The organism is Calidifontibacter terrae, from assembly GCF_054778835.1.
In genome coordinates, this window is the sequence record NZ_BAAGZF010000006.1 from 689,104 (window position 1) to 708,460 (window position 19,357).

The 19,357-nt window shown below is 65.1% G+C and carries 18 protein-coding genes and 1 pseudogene; 15 read left to right on the forward strand and 4 right to left on the reverse strand.

What is annotated here, in order from left to right; all coding sequences use genetic code 11:
* Nucleotides 1-73 precede the first annotated feature (73 nt).
* From ACYU98_RS11445 to ACYU98_RS11460, 4 genes are read left to right on the forward strand one after another with little or no spacing between them, the layout of a single operon-like run.
* Nucleotides 74-1,084 (forward strand): ABC transporter permease, encoded by a 1,011-nt coding sequence (locus tag ACYU98_RS11445; protein WP_460468333.1) that lies wholly within the window; start codon nucleotides 74-76, stop codon nucleotides 1,082-1,084.
* A gap of 4 nt (nucleotides 1,085-1,088) precedes the next feature.
* Nucleotides 1,089-2,051 (forward strand): ABC transporter permease, encoded by a 963-nt coding sequence (locus ACYU98_RS11450; protein ID WP_460468334.1) that lies wholly within the window; start codon nucleotides 1,089-1,091, stop codon nucleotides 2,049-2,051.
* Between the two features lie 4 nt (nucleotides 2,052-2,055).
* Complete coding sequence (locus ACYU98_RS11455) at nucleotides 2,056-3,096, forward strand: ABC transporter ATP-binding protein (RefSeq protein WP_460468335.1); 1,041 nt, start codon at nucleotides 2,056-2,058, stop codon at nucleotides 3,094-3,096.
* Complete coding sequence (locus ACYU98_RS11460) at nucleotides 3,093-4,244, forward strand: ABC transporter ATP-binding protein (protein ID WP_460468336.1); 1,152 nt, start codon at nucleotides 3,093-3,095, stop codon at nucleotides 4,242-4,244. Before ACYU98_RS11455 ends, ACYU98_RS11460 begins: the two co-directional genes overlap by 4 nt.
* 3 nt (nucleotides 4,245-4,247) lie before the next feature.
* Here ACYU98_RS11460 and ACYU98_RS11465 read toward each other — a convergent pair whose 3' ends face one another.
* Complete coding sequence (locus ACYU98_RS11465) at nucleotides 4,248-4,661, reverse strand: (deoxy)nucleoside triphosphate pyrophosphohydrolase (RefSeq protein ID WP_460468337.1); 414 nt, start codon at nucleotides 4,659-4,661, stop codon at nucleotides 4,248-4,250.
* Entirely contained in the window at nucleotides 4,658-6,139 is a 1,482-nt protein-coding gene (locus ACYU98_RS11470; RefSeq protein WP_460468338.1) for a DHA2 family efflux MFS transporter permease subunit, read from the reverse strand. The genes ACYU98_RS11465 and ACYU98_RS11470 overlap by 4 nt, the downstream gene beginning before the upstream one ends.
* Nucleotides 6,140-6,243: 104 nt before the next feature.
* Here ACYU98_RS11470 and ACYU98_RS11475 point away from each other — a divergent pair, with 104 nt between their 5' ends.
* Nucleotides 6,244-6,966 carry a VIT1/CCC1 transporter family protein gene (locus ACYU98_RS11475; protein WP_460468339.1) on the forward strand — a complete coding sequence of 241 codons (723 nt, stop codon included), beginning with the start codon at nucleotides 6,244-6,246 and terminating at the stop codon, nucleotides 6,964-6,966.
* 43 nt (nucleotides 6,967-7,009) lie between these two features.
* Here the strand turns inward: ACYU98_RS11475 and panD are convergent, their stop codons facing one another.
* Nucleotides 7,010-7,417 (reverse strand): aspartate 1-decarboxylase, encoded by a 408-nt coding sequence (gene panD, locus ACYU98_RS11480; RefSeq protein ID WP_460468340.1) that lies wholly within the window; start codon nucleotides 7,415-7,417, stop codon nucleotides 7,010-7,012.
* A gap of 255 nt (nucleotides 7,418-7,672) precedes the next feature.
* On the opposite strand from panD, the gene ACYU98_RS11485 reads away from it, so the two are divergent.
* Genes ACYU98_RS11485 through ACYU98_RS11500 form a run of 4 tightly spaced genes read left to right on the forward strand, consistent with a single transcriptional unit; the run spans nucleotide 7,673 to nucleotide 11,552 of the window.
* The gene (locus ACYU98_RS11485; RefSeq protein ID WP_460468341.1) at nucleotides 7,673-8,830 is read left to right on the forward strand and encodes an acyl-CoA dehydrogenase family protein; all 1,158 of its coding nucleotides are present in this window, start codon (nucleotides 7,673-7,675) and stop codon (nucleotides 8,828-8,830) included.
* Between the two features lie 3 nt (nucleotides 8,831-8,833).
* Nucleotides 8,834-9,895, forward strand: a complete 1,062-nt coding sequence (locus ACYU98_RS11490) for an acyl-CoA dehydrogenase family protein (RefSeq protein ID WP_460468342.1) — start codon at nucleotides 8,834-8,836, stop codon at nucleotides 9,893-9,895.
* Nucleotides 9,896-9,949: 54 nt separating this feature from the next.
* On the forward strand, nucleotides 9,950-10,813 hold the full coding sequence (locus ACYU98_RS11495; RefSeq protein ID WP_460468343.1) for a universal stress protein: 864 nt from the start codon (nucleotides 9,950-9,952) through the stop codon (nucleotides 10,811-10,813).
* A gap of 49 nt (nucleotides 10,814-10,862) precedes the next feature.
* Nucleotides 10,863-11,552, forward strand: a complete 690-nt coding sequence (locus ACYU98_RS11500) for a DsbA family oxidoreductase (protein WP_460468344.1) — start codon at nucleotides 10,863-10,865, stop codon at nucleotides 11,550-11,552.
* Here ACYU98_RS11500 and ACYU98_RS11505 read toward each other — a convergent pair whose 3' ends face one another.
* A complete protein-coding gene (locus ACYU98_RS11505) occupies nucleotides 11,553-11,999 on the reverse strand; it encodes an SRPBCC family protein (protein WP_460468345.1) in 447 nt (148 codons plus the stop codon).
* 178 nt (nucleotides 12,000-12,177) lie between these two features.
* Here ACYU98_RS11505 and ACYU98_RS11510 point away from each other — a divergent pair, with 178 nt between their 5' ends.
* From ACYU98_RS11510 to ACYU98_RS11535, 6 genes and pseudogenes are all read left to right on the forward strand, one after another.
* A complete protein-coding gene (locus ACYU98_RS11510; protein ID WP_460468346.1) occupies nucleotides 12,178-12,630 on the forward strand; it encodes a Fur family transcriptional regulator in 453 nt (150 codons plus the stop codon).
* Nucleotides 12,631-12,652: 22 nt separating this feature from the next.
* Nucleotides 12,653-14,863, forward strand: coding sequence for a catalase/peroxidase HPI (gene katG, locus ACYU98_RS11515; protein ID WP_460468366.1), 2,211 nt, complete (start codon nucleotides 12,653-12,655; stop codon nucleotides 14,861-14,863).
* Between the two features lie 109 nt (nucleotides 14,864-14,972).
* The gene (locus tag ACYU98_RS11520) at nucleotides 14,973-15,302 is read left to right on the forward strand and encodes a putative quinol monooxygenase (protein WP_460468347.1); all 330 of its coding nucleotides are present in this window, start codon (nucleotides 14,973-14,975) and stop codon (nucleotides 15,300-15,302) included.
* Between the two features lie 69 nt (nucleotides 15,303-15,371).
* Complete coding sequence (gene arfB / locus ACYU98_RS11525; protein ID WP_460468348.1) at nucleotides 15,372-15,812, forward strand: alternative ribosome rescue aminoacyl-tRNA hydrolase ArfB; 441 nt, start codon at nucleotides 15,372-15,374, stop codon at nucleotides 15,810-15,812.
* Between the two features lie 141 nt (nucleotides 15,813-15,953).
* Nucleotides 15,954-16,534, forward strand: a pseudogene (locus ACYU98_RS11530) (XamI family restriction endonuclease).
* Nucleotides 16,535-17,287: 753 nt separating this feature from the next.
* A complete protein-coding gene (locus ACYU98_RS11535; RefSeq protein WP_460468349.1) occupies nucleotides 17,288-18,460 on the forward strand; it encodes a S1 family peptidase in 1,173 nt (390 codons plus the stop codon).
* Nucleotides 18,461-19,357 lie beyond the last annotated feature (897 nt).

Sequence of the window (19,357 nt, forward strand, 5' to 3'; positions counted from 1 at the left end):
AGTCGTTTCGGGCCCGACCGCCACCTGTTTGTGTCAGCATCATCGACACACCACCGTACGAAAGGATTTCGAGTTGCTGCGATATATCGCCCGCCGACTCATCCAGATGGTCGGTGTGCTGTTCGCCCTGTCGATCCTGATCTTCTTCTGGCTGCGCTCCCTGCCCGGTGGACAGATCTCGGCCATGCTCGGCGAACGGAACACCCCTGAACGAGCCGCTGCCCTGCGCAAGACGCTGGGCCTCGATCAACCACTGCCGGTGCAATATCTGAAGTTTTTGGGCAACGCGCTGCGCGGTGATTTCGGCATCTCCAGTCAGGTGCAGCCAGGCGCCGACGCGATGCGCGTCTTTTTCACTCGCCTGCCGGCCACCTTGGAACTGACCATCTTCGCGATGATCTTGGCGCTCGCCGTCGGAATCCCGATGGGCTACCTCGCCGCCCGCCGCCACGGCGGAATCCTGGACAGCGCCTCGGTCTTCATGTCCCTGATCGGCGTAGCTGTTCCGGTGTTCTTCCTGGCGTTCGTGCTCAAGCAGATCTTCGCGGTCGACTGGCACCTCCTGCCGCTCACCGGCCGCCAAGATCCCAGTCTCAGCGCCACCCGGGTCACCGGATTCTTCGTTCTCGACGGGCTCTTGACCCGCGAGTTCGACGCCGCCTGGGACGCTCTTAAACACCTCATCCTCCCGGCGATCGCCCTGGCGACCATCCCGTTCGCGGTGATCTTCCGGATCACCCGCGCCGCCGTCTTGGACGTCCTGGACGAAGACTTCATCCGTACGGCGGAGGCCAAGGGTCTGACCACCGCCACGATCCGTCGCCGCCACGTTCTGCGCAACGCGATGCTCCCGGTGGTCACCACCATCGGCTTGCAGGTCGGTGGGCTGTTGACCGGCGCCGTCCTCACCGAAACCGTCTTCTCCATCCCCGGCCTGGGTGATGCGACGAAGGTGGCCTTCGAGCAGAAGGACTACTCGGTCCTGCAGGTGCTGATCGCGATGGCAGCGCTGACCTACGTGTTGATCAACTTGGCGGTCGATATTGCCTATGCCTACATCGACCCCCGCGTCAGGATGAGGTGACCCGATGGCTGTCTTGAACTCAGGTTCGAAGAAGCAACGAATCGACGACCTCGCCGATCGTTCTAACGCCGACACCGGCGGAATCGACGACAGTGCCGGTGTCAGCCTGATCGCCAGCGCGTGGTCTCGACTGCGCCGCAACCCGGCCTTTTTGGTGGGTGCCACCCTGGTGGTCCTGCTCATTCTGCTGGCCATCTTCGGCCCGCTTCTCGCGCCGCACGACCCGGCCAAGGGCTACCTGTTGAACAAGGTGAGCCCGCAGAACAACCCGGTTCCTGCACCCGAGAGCGGCTACCCGCTCGGCGCCGACGACCAAGGTCGCGACCTGCTCAGCCGGTTGATCGTGGGGTCGCGCAACACCCTGATCATCGCGATCTCCGCCACGCTCATCGGATTCGTCGGTGGCCTGGCGCTCGGCACCCTCGCGGGCGCCTTCGGCGGATGGGTCGACTCCGTGGTGATGCGTCTGGTCGACGTGATGCTGTCGCTGCCGTCGCTGCTGCTGGCCGTCTCGATTGCGGCGCTCTTCGGCCACCCCTCGCAGACGTCCGTCATTGTCGCGATCGGGATCGCCACGATTCCGATCTTCGCCCGACTGCTGCGCGGGTCGATGATCGCCCAACGCGACGCCGACCACGTGGTGGCGGCTCGGGCGCTCGGCGTCAAGCGATCGGCAATCGTCTTCCGTCACATGCTGCCTAACTCGTTGTCCCCGGTTCTGGTGCAGGCCACGATGGTCGCGGCCACCTCGATCATCGACGCCGCCGCGCTGTCGTTCCTCGGTCTCGGCAACCCCGAGGACTCCAGCCCCGAATGGGGCCAGATGCTCGGCAAGGCGCAGGACTTCTTCGACACCTTCCCGCACCTCGCCGTCTATCCGGCGCTGTGCATCATCGTCGCCGCGCTCGGCTTCACCCTGATGGGCGAATCGCTGCGTGAGGCCCTCGACCCGAAATCCCGGAGGTGACCCGGTGAGCACCACCACACCCGAGCACACTCGACGCGAGTCCGCGTCCGGTCCGCCCCTGCTGGAAGTCCGCGATCTCACGGTCGATTTCGGCACCAAGGGCAAAACGCCCTTCCGCGCCGTCGACGGCGTCTCCTTCGACGTACGACCCGGACAGACGGTCGGGCTCGTCGGCGAATCCGGCTGCGGAAAGTCCGTCACCTCGATGGCGATCATGGGGCTGCTGCCCAAGCGCGGGAACAAGGTCGGCGGATCCGTCGTCTTCGAGGGCACCGACCTGCTGACGCTGTCGGACAAGCAGATGCGCGACCGGCGCGGCCGCGACGTGGCGATGATCTTCCAGGATCCGCTGTCGTCGCTGAACCCCGTCGTCCCGCTGGGCATTCAGGTCACCGAGGTGATCGAGCGTCACCGCGGACTCTCCCGCAAGAAGGCGATGCCCGAGGCGCGCGATCTGCTCGACAAGGTTGGCATCCCCGACCCGAACCGGCGGCTGAGGGAATACCCGCACCAACTCTCTGGTGGCATGCGCCAGCGCGCGCTGATCGCGATGGCGCTGGCCTGCCAACCGCGGCTGCTCATCGCCGACGAACCGACCACCGCGCTCGACGTCACCATCCAGGCGCAGATCCTCGCGCTGCTCAAGGAACTGGTGCAGGAGTCGGACACCGCGTTGATCATGATCACCCACGACCTCGGCGTCGTTGCCGGGCTGTGTGATGAGGTGAACGTGCTCTACGGCGGCCGGATCGTCGAACGGGCGTGGCGACACGACCTGTTCGCCCAGCCGCGACACCCGTACACGCAGGGTTTGTTGGACTCGATCCCGCGCCTCGACGGAGCCCGTGGGGAACGACTCAACCCGATCCCCGGTTCGGTCGCTGACAACCTGCCGTGGACCTCGGCGTGCGCGTTCGCGCCCCGCTGCTCGCAGCCGATCGGGCAATGCCGTGAGCAGAGCCCCACGCTCGATCCCGACGGTCGGGGTCTCGACGGTGACCGATTCCTGCGCTGCTTCAACCCGATTCAGGAGGGTTCTCGATGACCGACGTTTCGCTCGACAAAGCCACCGCTTCCGCCGCCGACGGCGACGTGCTCGTGGATGTGCGCGGGCTCAAGGTTCACTTCCCGATCAAGCGCGGCATCATCTTTGACCGTACGGTCGGCCACGTCTACGCCGTCGACGGCATCGACCTGCAGATCCGCAAGGGCGAAACCTACGGCCTGGTCGGTGAATCCGGTTGCGGCAAGTCGACCTTCGGTCGGGCCCTGCTGCGGTTGGACGAGCCCACCGACGGCACCGTTCACTTCGACGGGGTCGATGTCGCCTCGCTGGCCGGGGAGGAACTGCGCCGCAAGCGCAAGGACATGCAGATGGTCTTCCAGGACCCGCTGTCCAGCCTCGATCCGCGGCAGACCGTGGAGGCCCTCCTGTTGGAGGGTATGAACGCCCACGGACTCACCAAGGACAAGGCGGCCGCGAACAAGCGACTGCGTGACCTGTTGCAGGCGGTCGGGCTGCCACCCGCGGCGCTGAAGAAGTACCCGCACGAGTTCTCCGGTGGTCAGCGCCAACGGATCGGCATCGCCCGAGCGCTGTCAGTCGACCCGAAGCTGATCGTCGCTGACGAGCCGGTCTCTGCACTCGACGTGTCGGTGCAGGCCCAGGTGATCAACCTGCTTGAGGACCTGCAAGAGGAGTTCGGGCTGACCTATCTGGTCGTGGCTCACGACCTGGCGGTGGTGCGGCACATCAGCGATCGGATCGGGGTCATGTATCTCGGGTCGCTGGTGGAGGAATCCGAGGCCGACGACCTTTACGCCCAGCCGCTGCACCCCTACACCCGGGCGTTGATGTCGGCGGTTCCCGTTCCGGATCCGACCATCGAAGACTCCCGCGAGCGGATCATCCTGGCCGGTGACCTGCCGAGTCCGGCGAACCCGCCGAGCGGCTGCCGGTTCCACACCCGCTGCCCATGGAAGCAGGCGACAAAGTGCGACACCGACCGCCCGCAGCTGCGGGTCGTCGAAATCGGCGGCGTTCCGGCCGGCCACCGCGTTGCCTGTCACTGGGCCGAGCAGATTGCCTCCGGCGAATTGCACCCCCATGCGGTGGAAGCAGTCGCGGCGGACCCGACCGCCGGCAACTCCGACAGCCACGGGTCGATGTTCACTTCTGAGGGTGAGATCTGAGGATCAGTCGAGGCGCTCGCTGAGCGCTTCGATCACCGGTCGGTCGTTGGTCAACCATTCGACGTCGGCCAATGCCGCTCGGCCGAACCACTGCAGCAGGTCGTGATCCTCCAGCGGGGCGGGCTCGCCGCTGGTCACCCGCGCCCACCAGACATGCATGAGGTGGCGCTCCCCCAGCGGCCAGCCGTCGTCGACGGGACCGGGAACGTGGTCGCCGATCTCAAGGCCCACCCCGAGTTCTTCGAGCAACTCACGGCGCAGCGCGGCCAGGTCGCTCTCCCCCGGCTCGACCTTGCCGCCGGGCAGCTCCCAGCCGCCGGCAAGGTTCGCCGGCGCCGACCGGCGAGCGCCGAGCAGCCGGGTGGGCCGCTCGAGGTCGTCGACCAGCGCCGCGGCGACGACCCGGATGCGGGTCACGCGTCCTCGACCTTGCCGTGGGGGTTGGTGAAGAACAGCACGGCGACGACGCCGATCAGAACCAGCGCGGCCGGCAGGTAGAGCGCCTCACCCATGGCGCGGGAGAACCCATGACCAATGCGCTCGATCACTTGCGGCGGCAACGAGCCGCCGCCTTGACCGCCGGCAGCGGTCGCCTGCGCGCCGAGGTGAGCGGTCAGTCGCGACTCCATCAACGACGCAATGGCGGCGCTGCCGATGACCGCACCGACTTGGCGTACGGCGTTGTAAACACCGGACCCGGCGCCCGCGCGCTGCGGCGGAAGGGTGCGCGTCGCGGTGACGGACAACGGCGACCACATGAAGCCGTTGGCAACGCCAAGCAGGATGATCGGCGGCATCAGCGCCGCGACCGAGGTGTGAGTGTCGAGCAGGAAACCGATCCAACCGAGGGCCGCCGAGAAGGCCAACAGCCCGAACCCGGCGAGAGTGCGGGGGTGCATCCGATCGACCAACCGGCCGACGAACGGGGCGAGGGCGGCGGTCGTAACCGCCATCGGCGCCAAGAGCAGCGCGGACTGAGTCGGCGACCAGCCGCGGATTGTCTGCGCCCAAATCATCAGCGGGATCGCCATCGAGGTGATGGCCAAACCGACCACCGTGATCGCGACACTGGCCAGCGAAAAGTTGCGGTTCTCGAAGAGGATCAGCGGCATCAACGGTTCGCGCCGGTTGACTTTCTGCCACCACACGAAGGCAACCATCACGACGAGGCCGACGACGATCAGCAAGGGCACCGAGATGAAACCGGTGATCGTGGACCAGTTGTATTTTTCGCCCTCTTCGATCGCGAAGACGATGCAGAAGAGGCCGACTGCCGAGAGCACAACGCCCCACCAGTCGAAGGCGTGGGAGCGCCCCGGAAGGTCGGGCACCATCAGCTGCGCGAGCACCAGCGCGAGGACGCCGACCGGCACGTTGATGATGAAGATCCATTCCCAGCCGGCGTGGTCCACCAGCACACCACCCAGGATCGGGCCGACCAGGGTGGCGACGCCGGCGGTGGCGCCCCACAGACCCATCGCCTGGCCCCGTCGTTCAGCCGGGAAAATACGGGTGATGATCGCCATCGTCTGCGGCGTCAGCAGCGCAGCGCCCAGGCCCTGCACCACGCGGGCGGCGATCAGCATGCCGATCGAACCGGTCAGACCACACCACAGGGACGACAGTGTGAACACCACCAGGCCGACCTGGTAGACCCGCTTGGGGCCGAACCGGTCCCCCAACCGGCCGGTGATCAACAGCGGCACTGCGTAGGCGAGCAGATAGCCACTTGTCACCCACACGACGCCGTTGATGTCGGTGTGGAGGCTGGTGATGATCGCCGGTGTCGCCACCGACACAATCGTCGAGTCGACCAGGATCATGAAGAAGCCGAGCAGCAGAGCCGAGAGGGCTCGCCAGGGGTTGATAACAGTCGGAGGCGAAGTCACGCTCACAGCGTAGGCGGCACCTCCGACAACCTCGTCCACGGCCGAGTTCGTGGACGTTCAGCCGCGCTCAGACCACGATGGGCCTAACAGCCTCGGGAAGGAGACCTGCGATGACAGCCGATGAAACGACGTACGCAGCCCCGCATGACGAACCGCACGGCCCGCTCGATGCCTCGAGGCTGAACTGGCTGCGCGCCGCGGTGCTCGGCGCGAACGATGGGGTGATCAGCGTCGCCGGTTTGGTTATCGGGGTCGCTGGCGCCGACAACAACCGCACTTCGCTGCTCGTCGCCGGGTTGGCCGGACTGGTCGCCGGGGCGCTCAGCATGGCGGCCGGCGAATATGTCTCGGTCAGCACGCAACGCGACGGTGAGCAAGCACTGCTCGCTCAAGAGCAGCGTGAGTTGCGCGACACGCCACACGAGGAACTAGAAGAACTCACCGGGCTCTACCAGGACAAGGGCCTGGATCGCGAGCTCGCTGAGAAGGTTGCCCGTCAGCTCACCGCGCACGACGCGCTCGGTGCTCATGCCGAGGTCGAACTCGGCATCGACCCCGACGAGCTGACCAACCCCTGGCATGCCGCGTGGGCCTCGATGGCCTCGTTCACTGTGGGCGCACTGCTGCCCACGTTGGTCATCTTGTTGCCCTCGGCCGTGAACGTCTGGGCCACGTTCGTGGCGGTGCTGGTCATCCTGGCGGTCACCGGCGCGGTCAGCGCCAAGCTCAGCGGTGCGCGCGCCCAGCGAGCCATCGCCCGCAATGTCGTCGGCGGTGCGCTAGCGATGATCGTGACCTACCTGATCGGCATGGCGGTCGGCGTCGGCGTCTGACGACCCGCCTCCGCACTCCCGCCCCACGAACGGTGCGGGAGGCTCAGATGCGCGAGTCGACCAGGCCGGAGCCGGCGGGGGCATGACCGGGGTCGGACCCCAACTCGACGATCTTGTTGCTCCGATCGACGTGCACGACCCGCGGCTGGAAGGCGTGGGCCTCCGCGTCGTCCATGACGCCGTACGCAATCACGATCACCAGATCGCCCGGATCGATGAGCCGCGCGGCCGCCCCGTTGATCCCGATGACGCCGGTTCCGGCCGGACCCTCGATGACATAAGTCGTCAGTCGGTTGCCGTTGTCGATGTCGACGATGTCGATGCGCTCGCCTTCAAGCAGGTCTGCCGCTGCCATCAGGTCGCGGTCGATCGTGCACGAACCGACGTAATGCAGGTCGGCCTGGGTCACCGTGGCGCGGTGGATCTTGGACTTCATCATGGTGCGCTGCATGGTCGCCATTGTTGCCGACGGGGAAATGGAGAACAGGTGCCACTCGCTCGGGGGTCCGAGTGGCACCTGTTCCACCGCATACATCGGTGGAACAGGTAGGGCGTTACAGATTCGCCAGAACATTTCCGAGGGATCCGGTGAACGGCAGTCAGTGACGCCACCTAACGTGGGGTCTGTCACACCGACACGAACGCTCGGGTCTGGCGCCGTCCGGCCTCCTGCATCGTGATCGTCCGTCCCGAGGCAGGAGCACGTATGGAGCGCAAACTCACCCCCCAAGACCGCGCCTTCCAGCAGGAGATGCGCGCCTTCTTCGCCACTTTCCCCGAACACCTCGGGCAGCTCATGGCCGACGGTGAAGCCGATCCAGCGGTCATCCGAGAAAGCCAACGGTTCCTCAATGCCCACGGCTACGCGGTGCCGCATTGGCCCGCGTGTTGGGGCGGCAAGGACTGGTCGGAGCTCCAGATGCACATCTGGCGCAGCGAGATGCAGTCCGCGGGGGTGCCGATGCCGCTGGCGTTCAACGCCAACATGGTCGGTCCGGTGATCGCCGCTTTCGGTTCGCCGGAGTTGCAAGAACGCTTCCTGCCGGCCACCGCCAACCTCGACATCTGGTGGTGCCAGGGCTTCTCAGAACCCGACGCTGGGTCCGACTTGGCCAGCCTGCGCACCACCGCCGTTCGCGATGGTGACGACTACATCGTCAACGGCCAGAAGACTTGGACCACGCTCGGCCAACACGCCGACTGGATCTTCGCGTTGGTCCGCACCGACCCGAACGCGCCCAAGAAGCAGATGGGTATCTCGTTCCTGCTGATCGACATGACCACCCCCGGTATCACCGTCCGCCCGATCCAGCTGATCGACGGCGGCCACGAGGTCAACGAGGTCTTCTTCGACAACGTACGAGTGCCGGCCGATCAACTGGTCGGCGAGGAGAACCACGGATGGGACTACGCGAAGTTCCTGCTCGGCAACGAACGGGTCGGTGTCGCGCCGGTCGGCTCGATCAAGCGCACGCTGGCGACCGCCAAGCAGGCCGCCGAGGCGACCGCCAACGGTGACGCCACGTTGCTCGATGACCCGCTCATCGCCGCGCGGATCGCAGAGTTGGAGACCGAGGTGATGGCGCTGGAATTGACCGTCCTGCGAGTCGCTGGCGGCTCCCACGACGGCAAGCCCGATCCCGCGTCGTCGATCCTCAAACTGCGCGGCAGCCAACTCCAGCAGGACGTCCTGGAACTCCTGGTCGATATCGCCGGACCGCAATCACTGTCGTGGGACGGCGAGAGCTGGACCGCGCGCACCACCCCGACCTATCTCAACTTCCGAAAAGCATCGATCTACGGCGGATCCAACGAGGTGCAGCGCAGCATCATCTCCGGCGGAATCCTCGGACTGAAGGGTTGAACGATGGACTTCACCTATGACGACGAACAGCGCGCCCTGCGCGACGCCGTACGCGAGATGGCCACCCGGCTGACACCGTCCTCCGGTTCAGGGTCCACCCCCACCGGACCGCAACCCTTCGACCGCGCCGGCTGGACGAAACTGGCGGAGATGGGTCTGCTCGGGTTGCCGTTCGCCGAGGAATCGGGCGGCTTCGGAGCAACCCCGGTGGAGGTCGTGATCGCCGCTGGTGAGCTCGGTGCAGCCCGGGTTGTGGCGCCGTACGCCGATGCTCTCGCCGCGGCCGCGATGCTCGACACCGCCGGGCACGGCCTGCTCGGCGACGTCATTGAGGGCTCCGCCGTAGTGCTGACCGCGTTGGGCGAGCCTGGCCGCGGATGGGCGCCGCAGCGACCAACCCGCAAGGCCCAGCAGTCCGGCGACAGTTGGACCATCAGCGGCGCTGGCCATGGCAACACTGACCTCAGCGACGCCGACGCGGTGGTCACCACTGCGGTCGTCGACGGCGAGGTTGGAGTCTTCCTGGTCCGCAGCGCCAAAGCCGATGGTTTCGCGGTCGACTTCGCCAGCGTCACCGCCGAACGCCTCGGGGGTGGCGATGTGCTGGCCGCCGGTCTCGACCTGGGCCTGGTCGCCCTGGCCGGAGAGGCCGTCGGAGCAATGGACGCTGCGCTGTCGCTGACCACCGACTACCTCAAGACGCGCAAGCAGTTCGGGGTTCCACTGGCCACCTTCCAGACCCTCACTCAACGCGCGGCGGACATGTACGTCAGTGTCGAACTGGCGCGCAGTTGCGCGCTGTTCGCGGCGATGGCCATTGGTGACCAACCGCGCGATCCGTCGACGACGGCTCGTTTGAAGGTGCTGCTCGGACGCACTGGTCGACATGTCGGCCAGGAAGCGATCCAGTTGCACGGCGGGATCGGGATGACCGCTGAATACGCCGTCGGCCACTACACGGCGCGGCTCACCGCGATCGAGCGCACCTTTGGCGATGGACGTCACCACCTGCAGGAGCTGAGCGCGCGGCTGCGCGATCACGAACAGGTCGAGGTTCTCGCCTAACGGCGATAGTACTACCATCGGTAGTAGAAGGCTGATCCCACCAGGAGGAAAGCAATGATCGCCATCGGTTTCAACGACACTCCGGACAGCCGCGCCGCGCTCGACTGGGCTGCGCGTTCGGCGAAGATCAGCGGCGAAGAGGTGCGAGTCATTGCCGCCGTCCCGATGCCGACCATGCCCGACTACGGCAGCGGGGCAGTTCTCGACCCGAACCAGATGCGCTCTGCCGCAGCTGAACTCGCGCTCCAGGGCGCGAAGATCGCTGGCGAGATCGGCGCCGCCCACGTTGAGACCGCGGCCGACGTGGGCAACCCGGCGGAGGTCGTCGTTGACCGCGCCGAAGGGGCTCGAGTGCTGGTGATCGGCAACCGCGGGCGCGGCCCGTTGCTGTCGGCCCTGCTCGGGTCGTCGTCCTACGCCATCACGGCCCATGCGCCGTGTCCGGTCGTGGTGGTCCGGTCGGAGACAGAACTCCCGAACGCCACCCACGGCATCGTCGCCGGATTGGACGACTCCGAACGCTCCCGCAAGGCCGCCGACTACGCAATCTTCGCCGCGAACATGCATCAGGCGCCCCTTCACTTCGTACGCGTCTGGAACGACACCGCGACCATGCTCGCGGCCGCGACCTACGTCGATGGCGCCGCGCTCGCGATGGACTCCGGCAGTCAACGCGATGGCGCCCGCGCCGCATTCGAGCAGCAGTTGCAGGATCTTTGCGACGCACACCCCGAGGTCAAGATCACCGGCGAGTTCCTCGAAGGCGATCCGACCAGCGTGTTGTCGAACGCCGCCCAGGGGGCTGCCCTGTTGGTCGTCGGCACCCGCGGGCGCGGTGGATTCCGGGGAATGATGTTGGGGTCGGTCAGCCACGGGTTGCTCCATTCCGCCCCCTGCCCGGTCGCGGTGGTCCGGTGACCTGGCCCGCGCTCCCCGTCCACCGGGAACAAATTCCATCGCTGTCGACTTGGCCTTCGACGTGAATGTCGATATCTGGTCAGACCTGGCGTGCCCGTGGTGCTACATCGGAACCCAGCGTTTCGAGCGCGCCCTCTCGCAGTTCCCGGGCAAGGACGACGTCAAGGTCATCTGGCACAGCTTCCAGCTCGACCCGTCGCTGCCGGAGTCCTTCGACGGCTCGGAGGTCGACTATTTGGTGGTGAGCAAGGGCATGGAACGCGCGGATGTCGAGGCCATGACCTCGCATGTCGCTTCGATCGCTGCGGCTGACGGATTGAACTTCAACTTCGCCGGCCTGAAGGTGGCCAACAGCCGCCTGGCCCATCACCTGGTTCACCTGGCCCAGCTGCGCGGAGTGGCCAACGACGTCGTCCGCGATCTGATGGCGGCGCATTTCGAGCAGGCTGAAGACATCGGCGACAAGGCTGTGCTGACCCGCATCGGTGTCGCCCATGGACTCGCGGCTGACGACATCGAGGAAGCGCTCGGCTCCGAGCGCTACGACACCGCAATGCGCTCCGACACAGACCAGGCGCAGGGCATCGGCGTGCAGGGTGTGCCGTTCTTCGTGGTCGACGCACGGTACGGCGTCAGCGGCGCCCAGCCGGTCGAGACCTTCACCCAAGCCCTCGAACTCGCCGCGTCGAGCGCGGCCGAGGGTGGCGGCGGTTGCTGCGGCGGGAACTGCTGCAGCTGATCAGGCCGGCGGTTCCACCGCGGCGGCGAGCCGGTCGATCGACGCCTGCAGGCGGTCGGCCGTTGTCCACCGGGCCCGCTCCATGCGTGACTCGTCGGTGAGCTCGGTCCAGTCATAGGTGTGAGTGACGCGGGTCGTCCCGTCTGGCTGCGGCTCGAGTTCCCACCGCCACAGGTGACCCGGCTGCGGCTCGCCGACACCCGACGGCTTCCACGCGATGCGGCGCCCTTCCTCGAACTCCACCACGTGGTTGTCGCGTTCGCGGCCCTTCGTCGTGGTCATCCGGAACATGTCGCCGACCCGCCGAACCCGTTGGCCTGCAACAGCATTCGCGAGATTGTCGTTGCCATCCCAGGAGGGTTGCTGGGCAGGATCCGCGATCAACTCGAAGATGGTGGCGGCGGGCGCGCGCACGACGCGCTGAGCAGAAACGATCCGATCGGTCATGATCGCCATCCAAGCACCGCCGAGCCACTCCTGCTCGTGGCATCCCCACTTCGTCCGTAGTCAAGGGTTTTCGTCGTTATAGCGACCAATTTCCCCGCCGCTGCTCGCGCGGCGTGCCATTTCGTCCGCACTACGGGATGTCTCGAGCATAGTCTTGAATAGTTCAAGACTATGGGACATGGTTGAGATCGTGATGACCGAGGAGCTGATCGCCGCACTGCGCGGCAGTGGTCTTCGCGTAACCCAGCCGCGGCTGGCCGTCCTCGACGCCGTACGACGTGGGCCTCACTCCGATGCGCTCGCCGTGCTCGGCAGAGTGCGCCAGTCCCTGCCTGCGGTATCGCACCAGGCGGTCTACGACTGCCTCACGGCCATGACGACCGCTGGCTTGCTGCGCCGCATCGAGCCGGCCGGCTCCCCCGCCCGTTACGAATGGCGGCGCGGCGACAACCATCACCACCTGATCTGCCGCGGTTGCGGCGCCATCACCGATGTCGATTGCGGCATCGGTGCGGCGCCCTGCCTGTCGGTGAGCAACGACCACGGCTATGTCATTGACGAAGCCGAGGTCGTCTATTGGGGCCTATGCCCTGCGTGCCACCTGAAATCAGCTGAATCCGAACAGAACTGAGGATCCAATGCCTGACACCACCATGAGCGACCCGTCGCCCGACAACTCGACCCTTGCCGAAGTCAACGACAACAGCGCCTCCAACGATGCCGCCGGTTGCCCCGTGCTGCACAGCCAGCCCGACCCGACCCAAGGCGCTGCGAACCAGCGCTGGTGGCCGACCCGTTTGAACCTCAAGATTTTGGCCAAGAACCCGGCCGTGGCGAACCCGCTCGGCGATGACTTCGACTACCCGAGCGCTTTCGCGGCCCTCGACCTGGCTGCGGTGAAGCACGACATTGCCCACGTCTTCACCGACTCCAAGCAGTGGTGGCCGGCCGACTTCGGGTCGTACGCGCCGTTGATGGTCCGCATGGCCTGGCACAGCGCTGGCACCTACCGCGTCATGGATGGACGTGGCGGCGGCGGCACCGGCCAGCAGCGCTTCGCACCGCTGAACAGCTGGCCCGACAACGTCAGCCTCGACAAGGCCCGCCGCTTGCTCTGGCCGGTTAAGAAGAAATACGGCAAGTCGCTCTCGTGGGCCGACCTGATCATCCTCGCCGGAAACGTGGCGCTGGAAACGATGGGCCTGGAGACCTTCGGCTTCGCCGGCGGCCGCATCGACGCTTGGGAGCCCGACGACGACGTCTACTGGGGCCCGGAAACGACCTGGCTGGGCGACGAGCGCTACAAGGGTGAGCGCGACCTGGAGAAGCCGCTCGCGGCTGTCCAGATGGGCTTGATCTACGTCAATCCCGAAGGCCCGAACGGCGAACCTGACCCGCTGCGGTCGGCCATCGACATCCGCGAGACGTTCGCCCGGATGGCGATGAACGACGAAGAGACCGTCGCCCTGATTGCCGGTGGCCACACCTTCGGCAAGACCCACGGCGCCGCCGATGTTGACGCCCACGTCGGCCCCACGCCCGAGGATGCACCGCTGGAGAACAACGGTCTTGGCTGGAGCAACTCGCACGGCACCGGATCGGGTGACGACACCATCACCAGCGGACTCGAGGTCACCTGGACCTACCACCCGACCCGCTGGGACAACGAGTTCTTCCACATCCTCTACGCCTACGACTGGGAGCTCATGAAGAGCCCAGCTGGCGCGCAGCAGTGGCGTCCGACCAACGGGGCCGGCGACGACATGGTGCCGCTGGCCCACAGCGACGGCCGCCGTGAACCGCGGATGCTGACCAGCGACATCGCCCTGCGAACGGACCCGGCGTACGACGCGATCTCGCGCCGCTTCAAGGATGACCAGGCTGCGTTCTCCGATGCGTTCGCACGCGCCTGGTTCAAGCTGACGCACCGCGATATGGGCCCGGTCACCCGTTACGTCGGCCCCGAGGCGCCGTCGGAGGAGTTGATCTGGCAAGACCCGATCGAGCCCACCACGACGACCGCCACCGCGACCGAACTTGCCGAGCTCAAGGCGAAGATTGCCGACTCGGGCCTGACTGTCTCCCAGCTGGTTTCGACCGCGTGGGCGTCCGCAGCCTCCTTCCGCGGCAGCGACAAGCGGGGCGGCGCTAACGGCGCGCGCATCGCGCTCGAGCCGATGCGCAGCTGGGCGGTCAACGACCCGCAGCAGCTCTCCGGCGTGCTGTCGACGCTGACCGCGATCAAGGACGCCAGCGGCAAGATCTCGCTTGCTGACCTGATCGTGTTGGCCGGAAACGTCGGTGTGGAGCAGGCCGCCAAGGCTGCTGGCGTCGAGGTCGAGGTGCCGTTCCGCGGCGGTCGCGGTGACGCGCTTCAGGAGAAGACCGACGTCGACTCGGTCGCCTACCTGGAGCCGCGGGCAGATGGCTTCCGCAACTACGACCGCTCCGACAACGTCCTGCCTGCCGAGAACCTGCTGGTGGACCGCGCCAACCTCCTGGGCCTCAGCGCGCCGGAGATGACGGTCTTGGTAGGTGGCTTGCGGGTGCTCGGAGCGAACACCGGCGGATCGAAGCACGGCGTGCTGACCGACCGGGAAGGGCAGCTGACGAATGACTTCTTCGTCAACCTGCTCGACCTGGACACCCAATGGGCCGCCGTTGATGCCGACACCTACCGCGGCGGCAACCGCACACTGGGAGCTTCGTGGACCGCAACTCGCGCCGACTTGGTGTTCAGCTCGAACTCGGAGTTGCGAGCGGTCGCGGAGGTTTACGCCTACGACCAGGCCGCGTTCGTCACTGACTTCGTCGCCGCCTGGGTGAAGGTCGCCGAGCTGGACCGGTTCGATCTGCACCGCTGAGCAAACCGCACGACAGGGGAGCCCCTGGCCTGCTGGCCGGGGGCTCCCCTGCGTACGTCGAGAAACCGAACTACGGTTCGATGGAACCCCACCGACAGAGGAGACAACCATGATCCTGATCAACGTCCGGATGCCGATCCGCGAGGACAAACTCGCCCAGTGGCATGACTTGTCCGCTGCCTACGCCGCCGCCGTGAACGGTGAAGAGGGTTGCCTCTTCTTCGAATTCGCGCAGAGCGTCCAGGAACCCAACACGTACGTCTGCATCGAGGGCTATGTCGATGCGGCCGCCGGTGAGGTTCACATGCAGCAGCAACATGTCGCCGATTTCTTCAGCGCGATGCCCGACATCGTCTCGGCGCGCCCGGAGATCATCTACACCGACGCCAAGAGCGTCGACGGGTTCGGGCCGATGGGCGAAATCCAGCCGCGCGGCTAAGGGAGCTCCCCCAAACCCGATACGCGAGCGGGAGGAGGTGTCCGGTGCCAAACGGGCAGACTGGCCGGTGTGGACGACCTGCAGATACCGCCGGGACCTGGCGCGCCTCGGGGAATGACCGTTCCGGCGGGCGAGCTGCTGGAACAGTTCTCGCGCGCCTCCGGACCAGGCGGCCAAGGTGTCAACACCGCGGACTCGCGCGTGCAGCTCAGCCTCGACATCGCCACCACAGCAGCTTTGACCGAGGCTCAGCGTGAGCTCGCATTGGAGCGACTGGCCTCGCGACTGTCGGGGACGGTTCTCACGATCGCCGCGGCCGAGCACCGGTCCCAGCGACGCAATCGGGTAGCAGCCAGGGAACGGCTTGTCGCGCTCCTGCGGGAGGCCGTCATGCCCACCCCGCCTCGCCGACCGACGCGGCGCACACGCGGATCAGAACGACGCCGGTTGGACGCAAAGCGCGAGCGTTCCGAGGTGAAGCAGAACCGCCGGTCGCCCGGACCGGACTGATCAGGGACAGCGGGCCCCAACGCCGGCCCAGCATGCTCGCCGTACGCAGGCTTGAACGTCGCCGAGGAAATACCCTAAGCCAAGGCGGTTCACGGCAACCAGTTCTAGAATTCGGTCACCCACGACGAAGAAGGAAACGGTATGAGCGCGAAGACGGCGACAGTCACCACAGCGGCGGATCTGACCCGTGCCCTGGCAGACGGCACACGAGAGATCGCGCTCCAAGGGGACACCGCCGTGATTTCGACTGCTGCACTGATCGCAACACAGAAGGTTCAAACCCTTCGCCGCACCAGCGCTAAAGACGACCAGGAGGATCCGGTCGCTGCGGCTCTGGATGGTGTGGGTTTCACGAAGGTGGCACGCCGCACTGTCGACAACACCTCACTCCTACCCGAAGTGGGCGAGTACTGTCGCGAAGCCCTGTTCGGCAGTCGCAAAGCCGACCTCATCGTACGCCTGTGCGACGGACGTTCCATGCCCATCGAGTGCAAGGTCAGCAACTCCGCAACCAACAGTGTCAAGCGACTTAACACGACGCGGCCGTCAAGGCGAAGATCTGGGTGCAGGAGTTCGGTACCAACAACTGCCTGCCGGCAGCGGTGCTCTCGGGCGTCTTCAAGCGGCACAACCTTGCTACGGCGCAGAAGGACGGTCTCACGTTGTTCTGGGGTCACGACCTCGCTCAACTATTGGACTTCATCGAGTCAACGCGTCTCTAGAAGGTCGGGTCACATCCGGTGTTGATGTTCTCGCGATGCCCTACCGTCCGGCGCTCGGCTGGCCATGATCGCCCCGGTCAATCGGTCAACCACCATCAGTCCACGGCCTACTACGATCGCGGCCAGGCCGGGTGAGTGGCGATCGCCGCGTTCACGCAGCAGGCGCACAAGTTACGATTCGCCCACGGGAGTCGCCAAGGTCGGCCCTTGGGTCTACTCTCCACCCATGAAGCATCTAGGAGTGGGGGCATTGGCGATGCTTGCTGCGGCGAGCCTGATCGTTGGCTGCGGTAGCGAAAAGGCTGGACAGCCCGCCCACTCATCCACGGGAGCTGTTGCGGTAAATCCATTGGCCCCACATACCGCTGTTTTTCAATACTACGCACTGTCTCCTGACAGAACTATGCTTTATCTTTACACCACTGATGCAAATAGGGCGTACCTCGAATCGGTGCAGCTAGTATCGGAGTCGCCAACAAAAATTGTGGTCTCTGGAATCATTAAACCCGACCAAAACACCGGCCCCGACATATACTCGGCGACGTTACACGGACGCCACGTTAAGCTAGCGAAACCGTTCAGCAATCAACATGTCGTCAACGAATCCACCGGAACTGGAATAGCCAAATATGACGGCCCAGGGACGCCCACGGCGGACACCCCGTAATTGACGCGGCCGCCAAGTAAAAATATTCTTAGGGGAGAATTCTGAGGATTTTTGCTTCTACGTTCGCCGTGGGCGCAGTCACAGCTGTGGCCATCGGTGGATTCGCCACCCCATATCTGCCACGTGCGGCAGCCGCAGGTAATGCCTGGTCCAATGAAATTGAACTGACACAGCTAATGTCAGCTCGCGGGCTAAGTGCGAGCGAGGCGTCTACCTTCTTGCAAAATCAAATTTCATCAACCGAAACCATACTTAGCTTATCTGCAAGCTCCAACATTCCACTCGCAGATTTTTCGCTAGATGAAAGAATCGGCACGCCCGTCTTGGAAACGGTGAACCCGGCCTCGGTTCCAAGCGCCGTTGCATCCCAAGTGGCAGTGCGGAAAGTAGATATTACGGTGTCGTCGACAGCATCTGAGGTCGCCAGCCAACTGCCTGAAAACACCGCTGACACGTTAAGCGTCGTATCGGCCGAGATTGACCCCCAGACTCGCAGATTGACCGTTAATCTTGAGAATAGTGCTACGGACGAGGCCGTTGCAGAAGTAAAGCGGCGGTTGCCGCGGGCGACCGTTCGACGCATCGCTCCGAACGAGGAGCCGCAACTGTTCCTGTCGGTTGCTGGCTGGTACTCCAAGACTGATGATGGCGTATTCGCTCGGCAATCGGTTTGTAGCCTTGGCCTAGTCACTACACAAGGAAATCTCATTACTGCAGGACATTGCACCTGGAATGGCGACACCCTCAAAGATCTCGGCAGGCCAGTATCCGATGGGGCGGGAACGGTCGTGGGTTTGACGAAATCGTCACATTTTAAAAATGGTGGCATAGACCGTGGCCTCGTCGGACTCTATGCAAATCGCGTACGGCCAGGCTACTACGCTAATTATAGTGGCGGCCAGAACAGGATATTGAGCACTCAAAACACGGTGCTCAACAACTGGGTCTGCAAGTATGGAACTTCGACGGGTGTGACGTGCGGAAGTGTTACGCAGATCAACGCCTTTTATTACTCCGTCACAAATGGCTGGCGTGTTAACGGCGTCGTTCGTACATCATTGTGTGCCGCCCCTGGCGACAGCGGAGCACCGGTTGTTATGCCATGGGGGCCCGGAGTTGGCGTAGCGGTTGGAAATTTGTCTGGCGGGCAGAATTCATCGTGTCCGATGAATTCTGGATCAACACATCCGGGCACCGTGTGGTATACGCCCATTCGTGCATCTGAAGCTGCTTACGGTCAGACCGTGGCTCGCGGTTAGCCGCGTCTACGACGACCTTGTACATGCCCATCCTCGTCCGATTTGTGCCGTCTGTCGTACGAACATGGCGGATGTGCCAGTCACCGGACCCTCCGTCACCCGCGTGACGACGCGGGTGACGGGAGTCCTGATGGGATGTGACGAGGATAAGCATGGGATGGCCCAACGTTTGAGACACCGTTTCCGCAGGTCAGCGAGTTGTGCGAAGCATCCAGTCGTAATCCGGTCGGCGTCCGGCAGGACGCGTTCCATCCGCGTCAACCCGATTCGAGTCCTGGGGGAGTGCGGATGGGGGTATGCCAACTCTGACGGAGACGGGCACACGCCCATGCCGCTTCTGGGCTCCATGACGCGACGATGTACGACCTGCTGACGACAATCTTGACCGCCCCGGTGTCCCAGTGGTCCGGACCGGCGGGGTCGCGGGCGGGCTGGGTGGCTCGGGGCACGGCGAGACGTGCATGTGACGCCGGCGGTGGAGACTCGGGATGAATGACCTCCAGCTTCCGGAAGAATGTCGCGATCCCCCGCAGTTCCAACGCCACATTCGTCGTGATTCCTGACGACACCGTCCCGATCAAGTTGACCGCATTCCTGACGCTTCTGGGAGTGGCATCCGCGGTTGGGAAACGACGTCGGAACTCTGCTCCAGCAGCGGTTGAGTCGCCGGGCCTCTGATAACAGCGCTTATCGCGGCATGGCCGGCGACAGGTGTCGCGTGAGCCGCTGAAAGAGGAACGCCCTCAGGCGGTGACCGTGGCTCCTGCTGCGCGTTGGTCACTCCGGGCTATGCGGCTCTTCGACTTTCCGCGGGGCGGGCCGGGTCATGCTGCGTCTCGTCGTGCTCGGGTGAGCGCGATGGTTGAGAGTATCCGGCGCTGGTAGTTGTCCAGGTTG

Bases quoted from the DNA above. Each gene is read 5' to 3' on its own strand.
- katG (WP_460468366.1), top strand. From the start codon at position 12,653: ATGAGCGACCCGTCGCCCGACAACTCGACCCTTGCCGAAGTCAACGAC.
- ACYU98_RS11460 (WP_460468336.1), top strand. From the start codon at position 3,093: ATGACCGACGTTTCGCTCGACAAAGCCACCGCTTCCGCCGCCGACGGC.
- ACYU98_RS11450 (WP_460468334.1), top strand. From the start codon at position 1,089: ATGGCTGTCTTGAACTCAGGTTCGAAGAAGCAACGAATCGACGACCTC.
- panD (WP_460468340.1), bottom strand. From the start codon at position 7,417: ATGCAGCGCACCATGATGAAGTCCAAGATCCACCGCGCCACGGTGACC.
- ACYU98_RS11510 (WP_460468346.1), top strand. From the start codon at position 12,178: ATGGTTGAGATCGTGATGACCGAGGAGCTGATCGCCGCACTGCGCGGC.
- ACYU98_RS11490 (WP_460468342.1), top strand. From the start codon at position 8,834: ATGGACTTCACCTATGACGACGAACAGCGCGCCCTGCGCGACGCCGTA.
- ACYU98_RS11485 (WP_460468341.1), top strand. From the start codon at position 7,673: ATGGAGCGCAAACTCACCCCCCAAGACCGCGCCTTCCAGCAGGAGATG.
- ACYU98_RS11505 (WP_460468345.1), bottom strand. From the start codon at position 11,999: ATGACCGATCGGATCGTTTCTGCTCAGCGCGTCGTGCGCGCGCCCGCC.
- ACYU98_RS11495 (WP_460468343.1), top strand. From the start codon at position 9,950: ATGATCGCCATCGGTTTCAACGACACTCCGGACAGCCGCGCCGCGCTC.
- ACYU98_RS11520 (WP_460468347.1), top strand. From the start codon at position 14,973: ATGATCCTGATCAACGTCCGGATGCCGATCCGCGAGGACAAACTCGCC.
- ACYU98_RS11475 (WP_460468339.1), top strand. From the start codon at position 6,244: ATGACAGCCGATGAAACGACGTACGCAGCCCCGCATGACGAACCGCAC.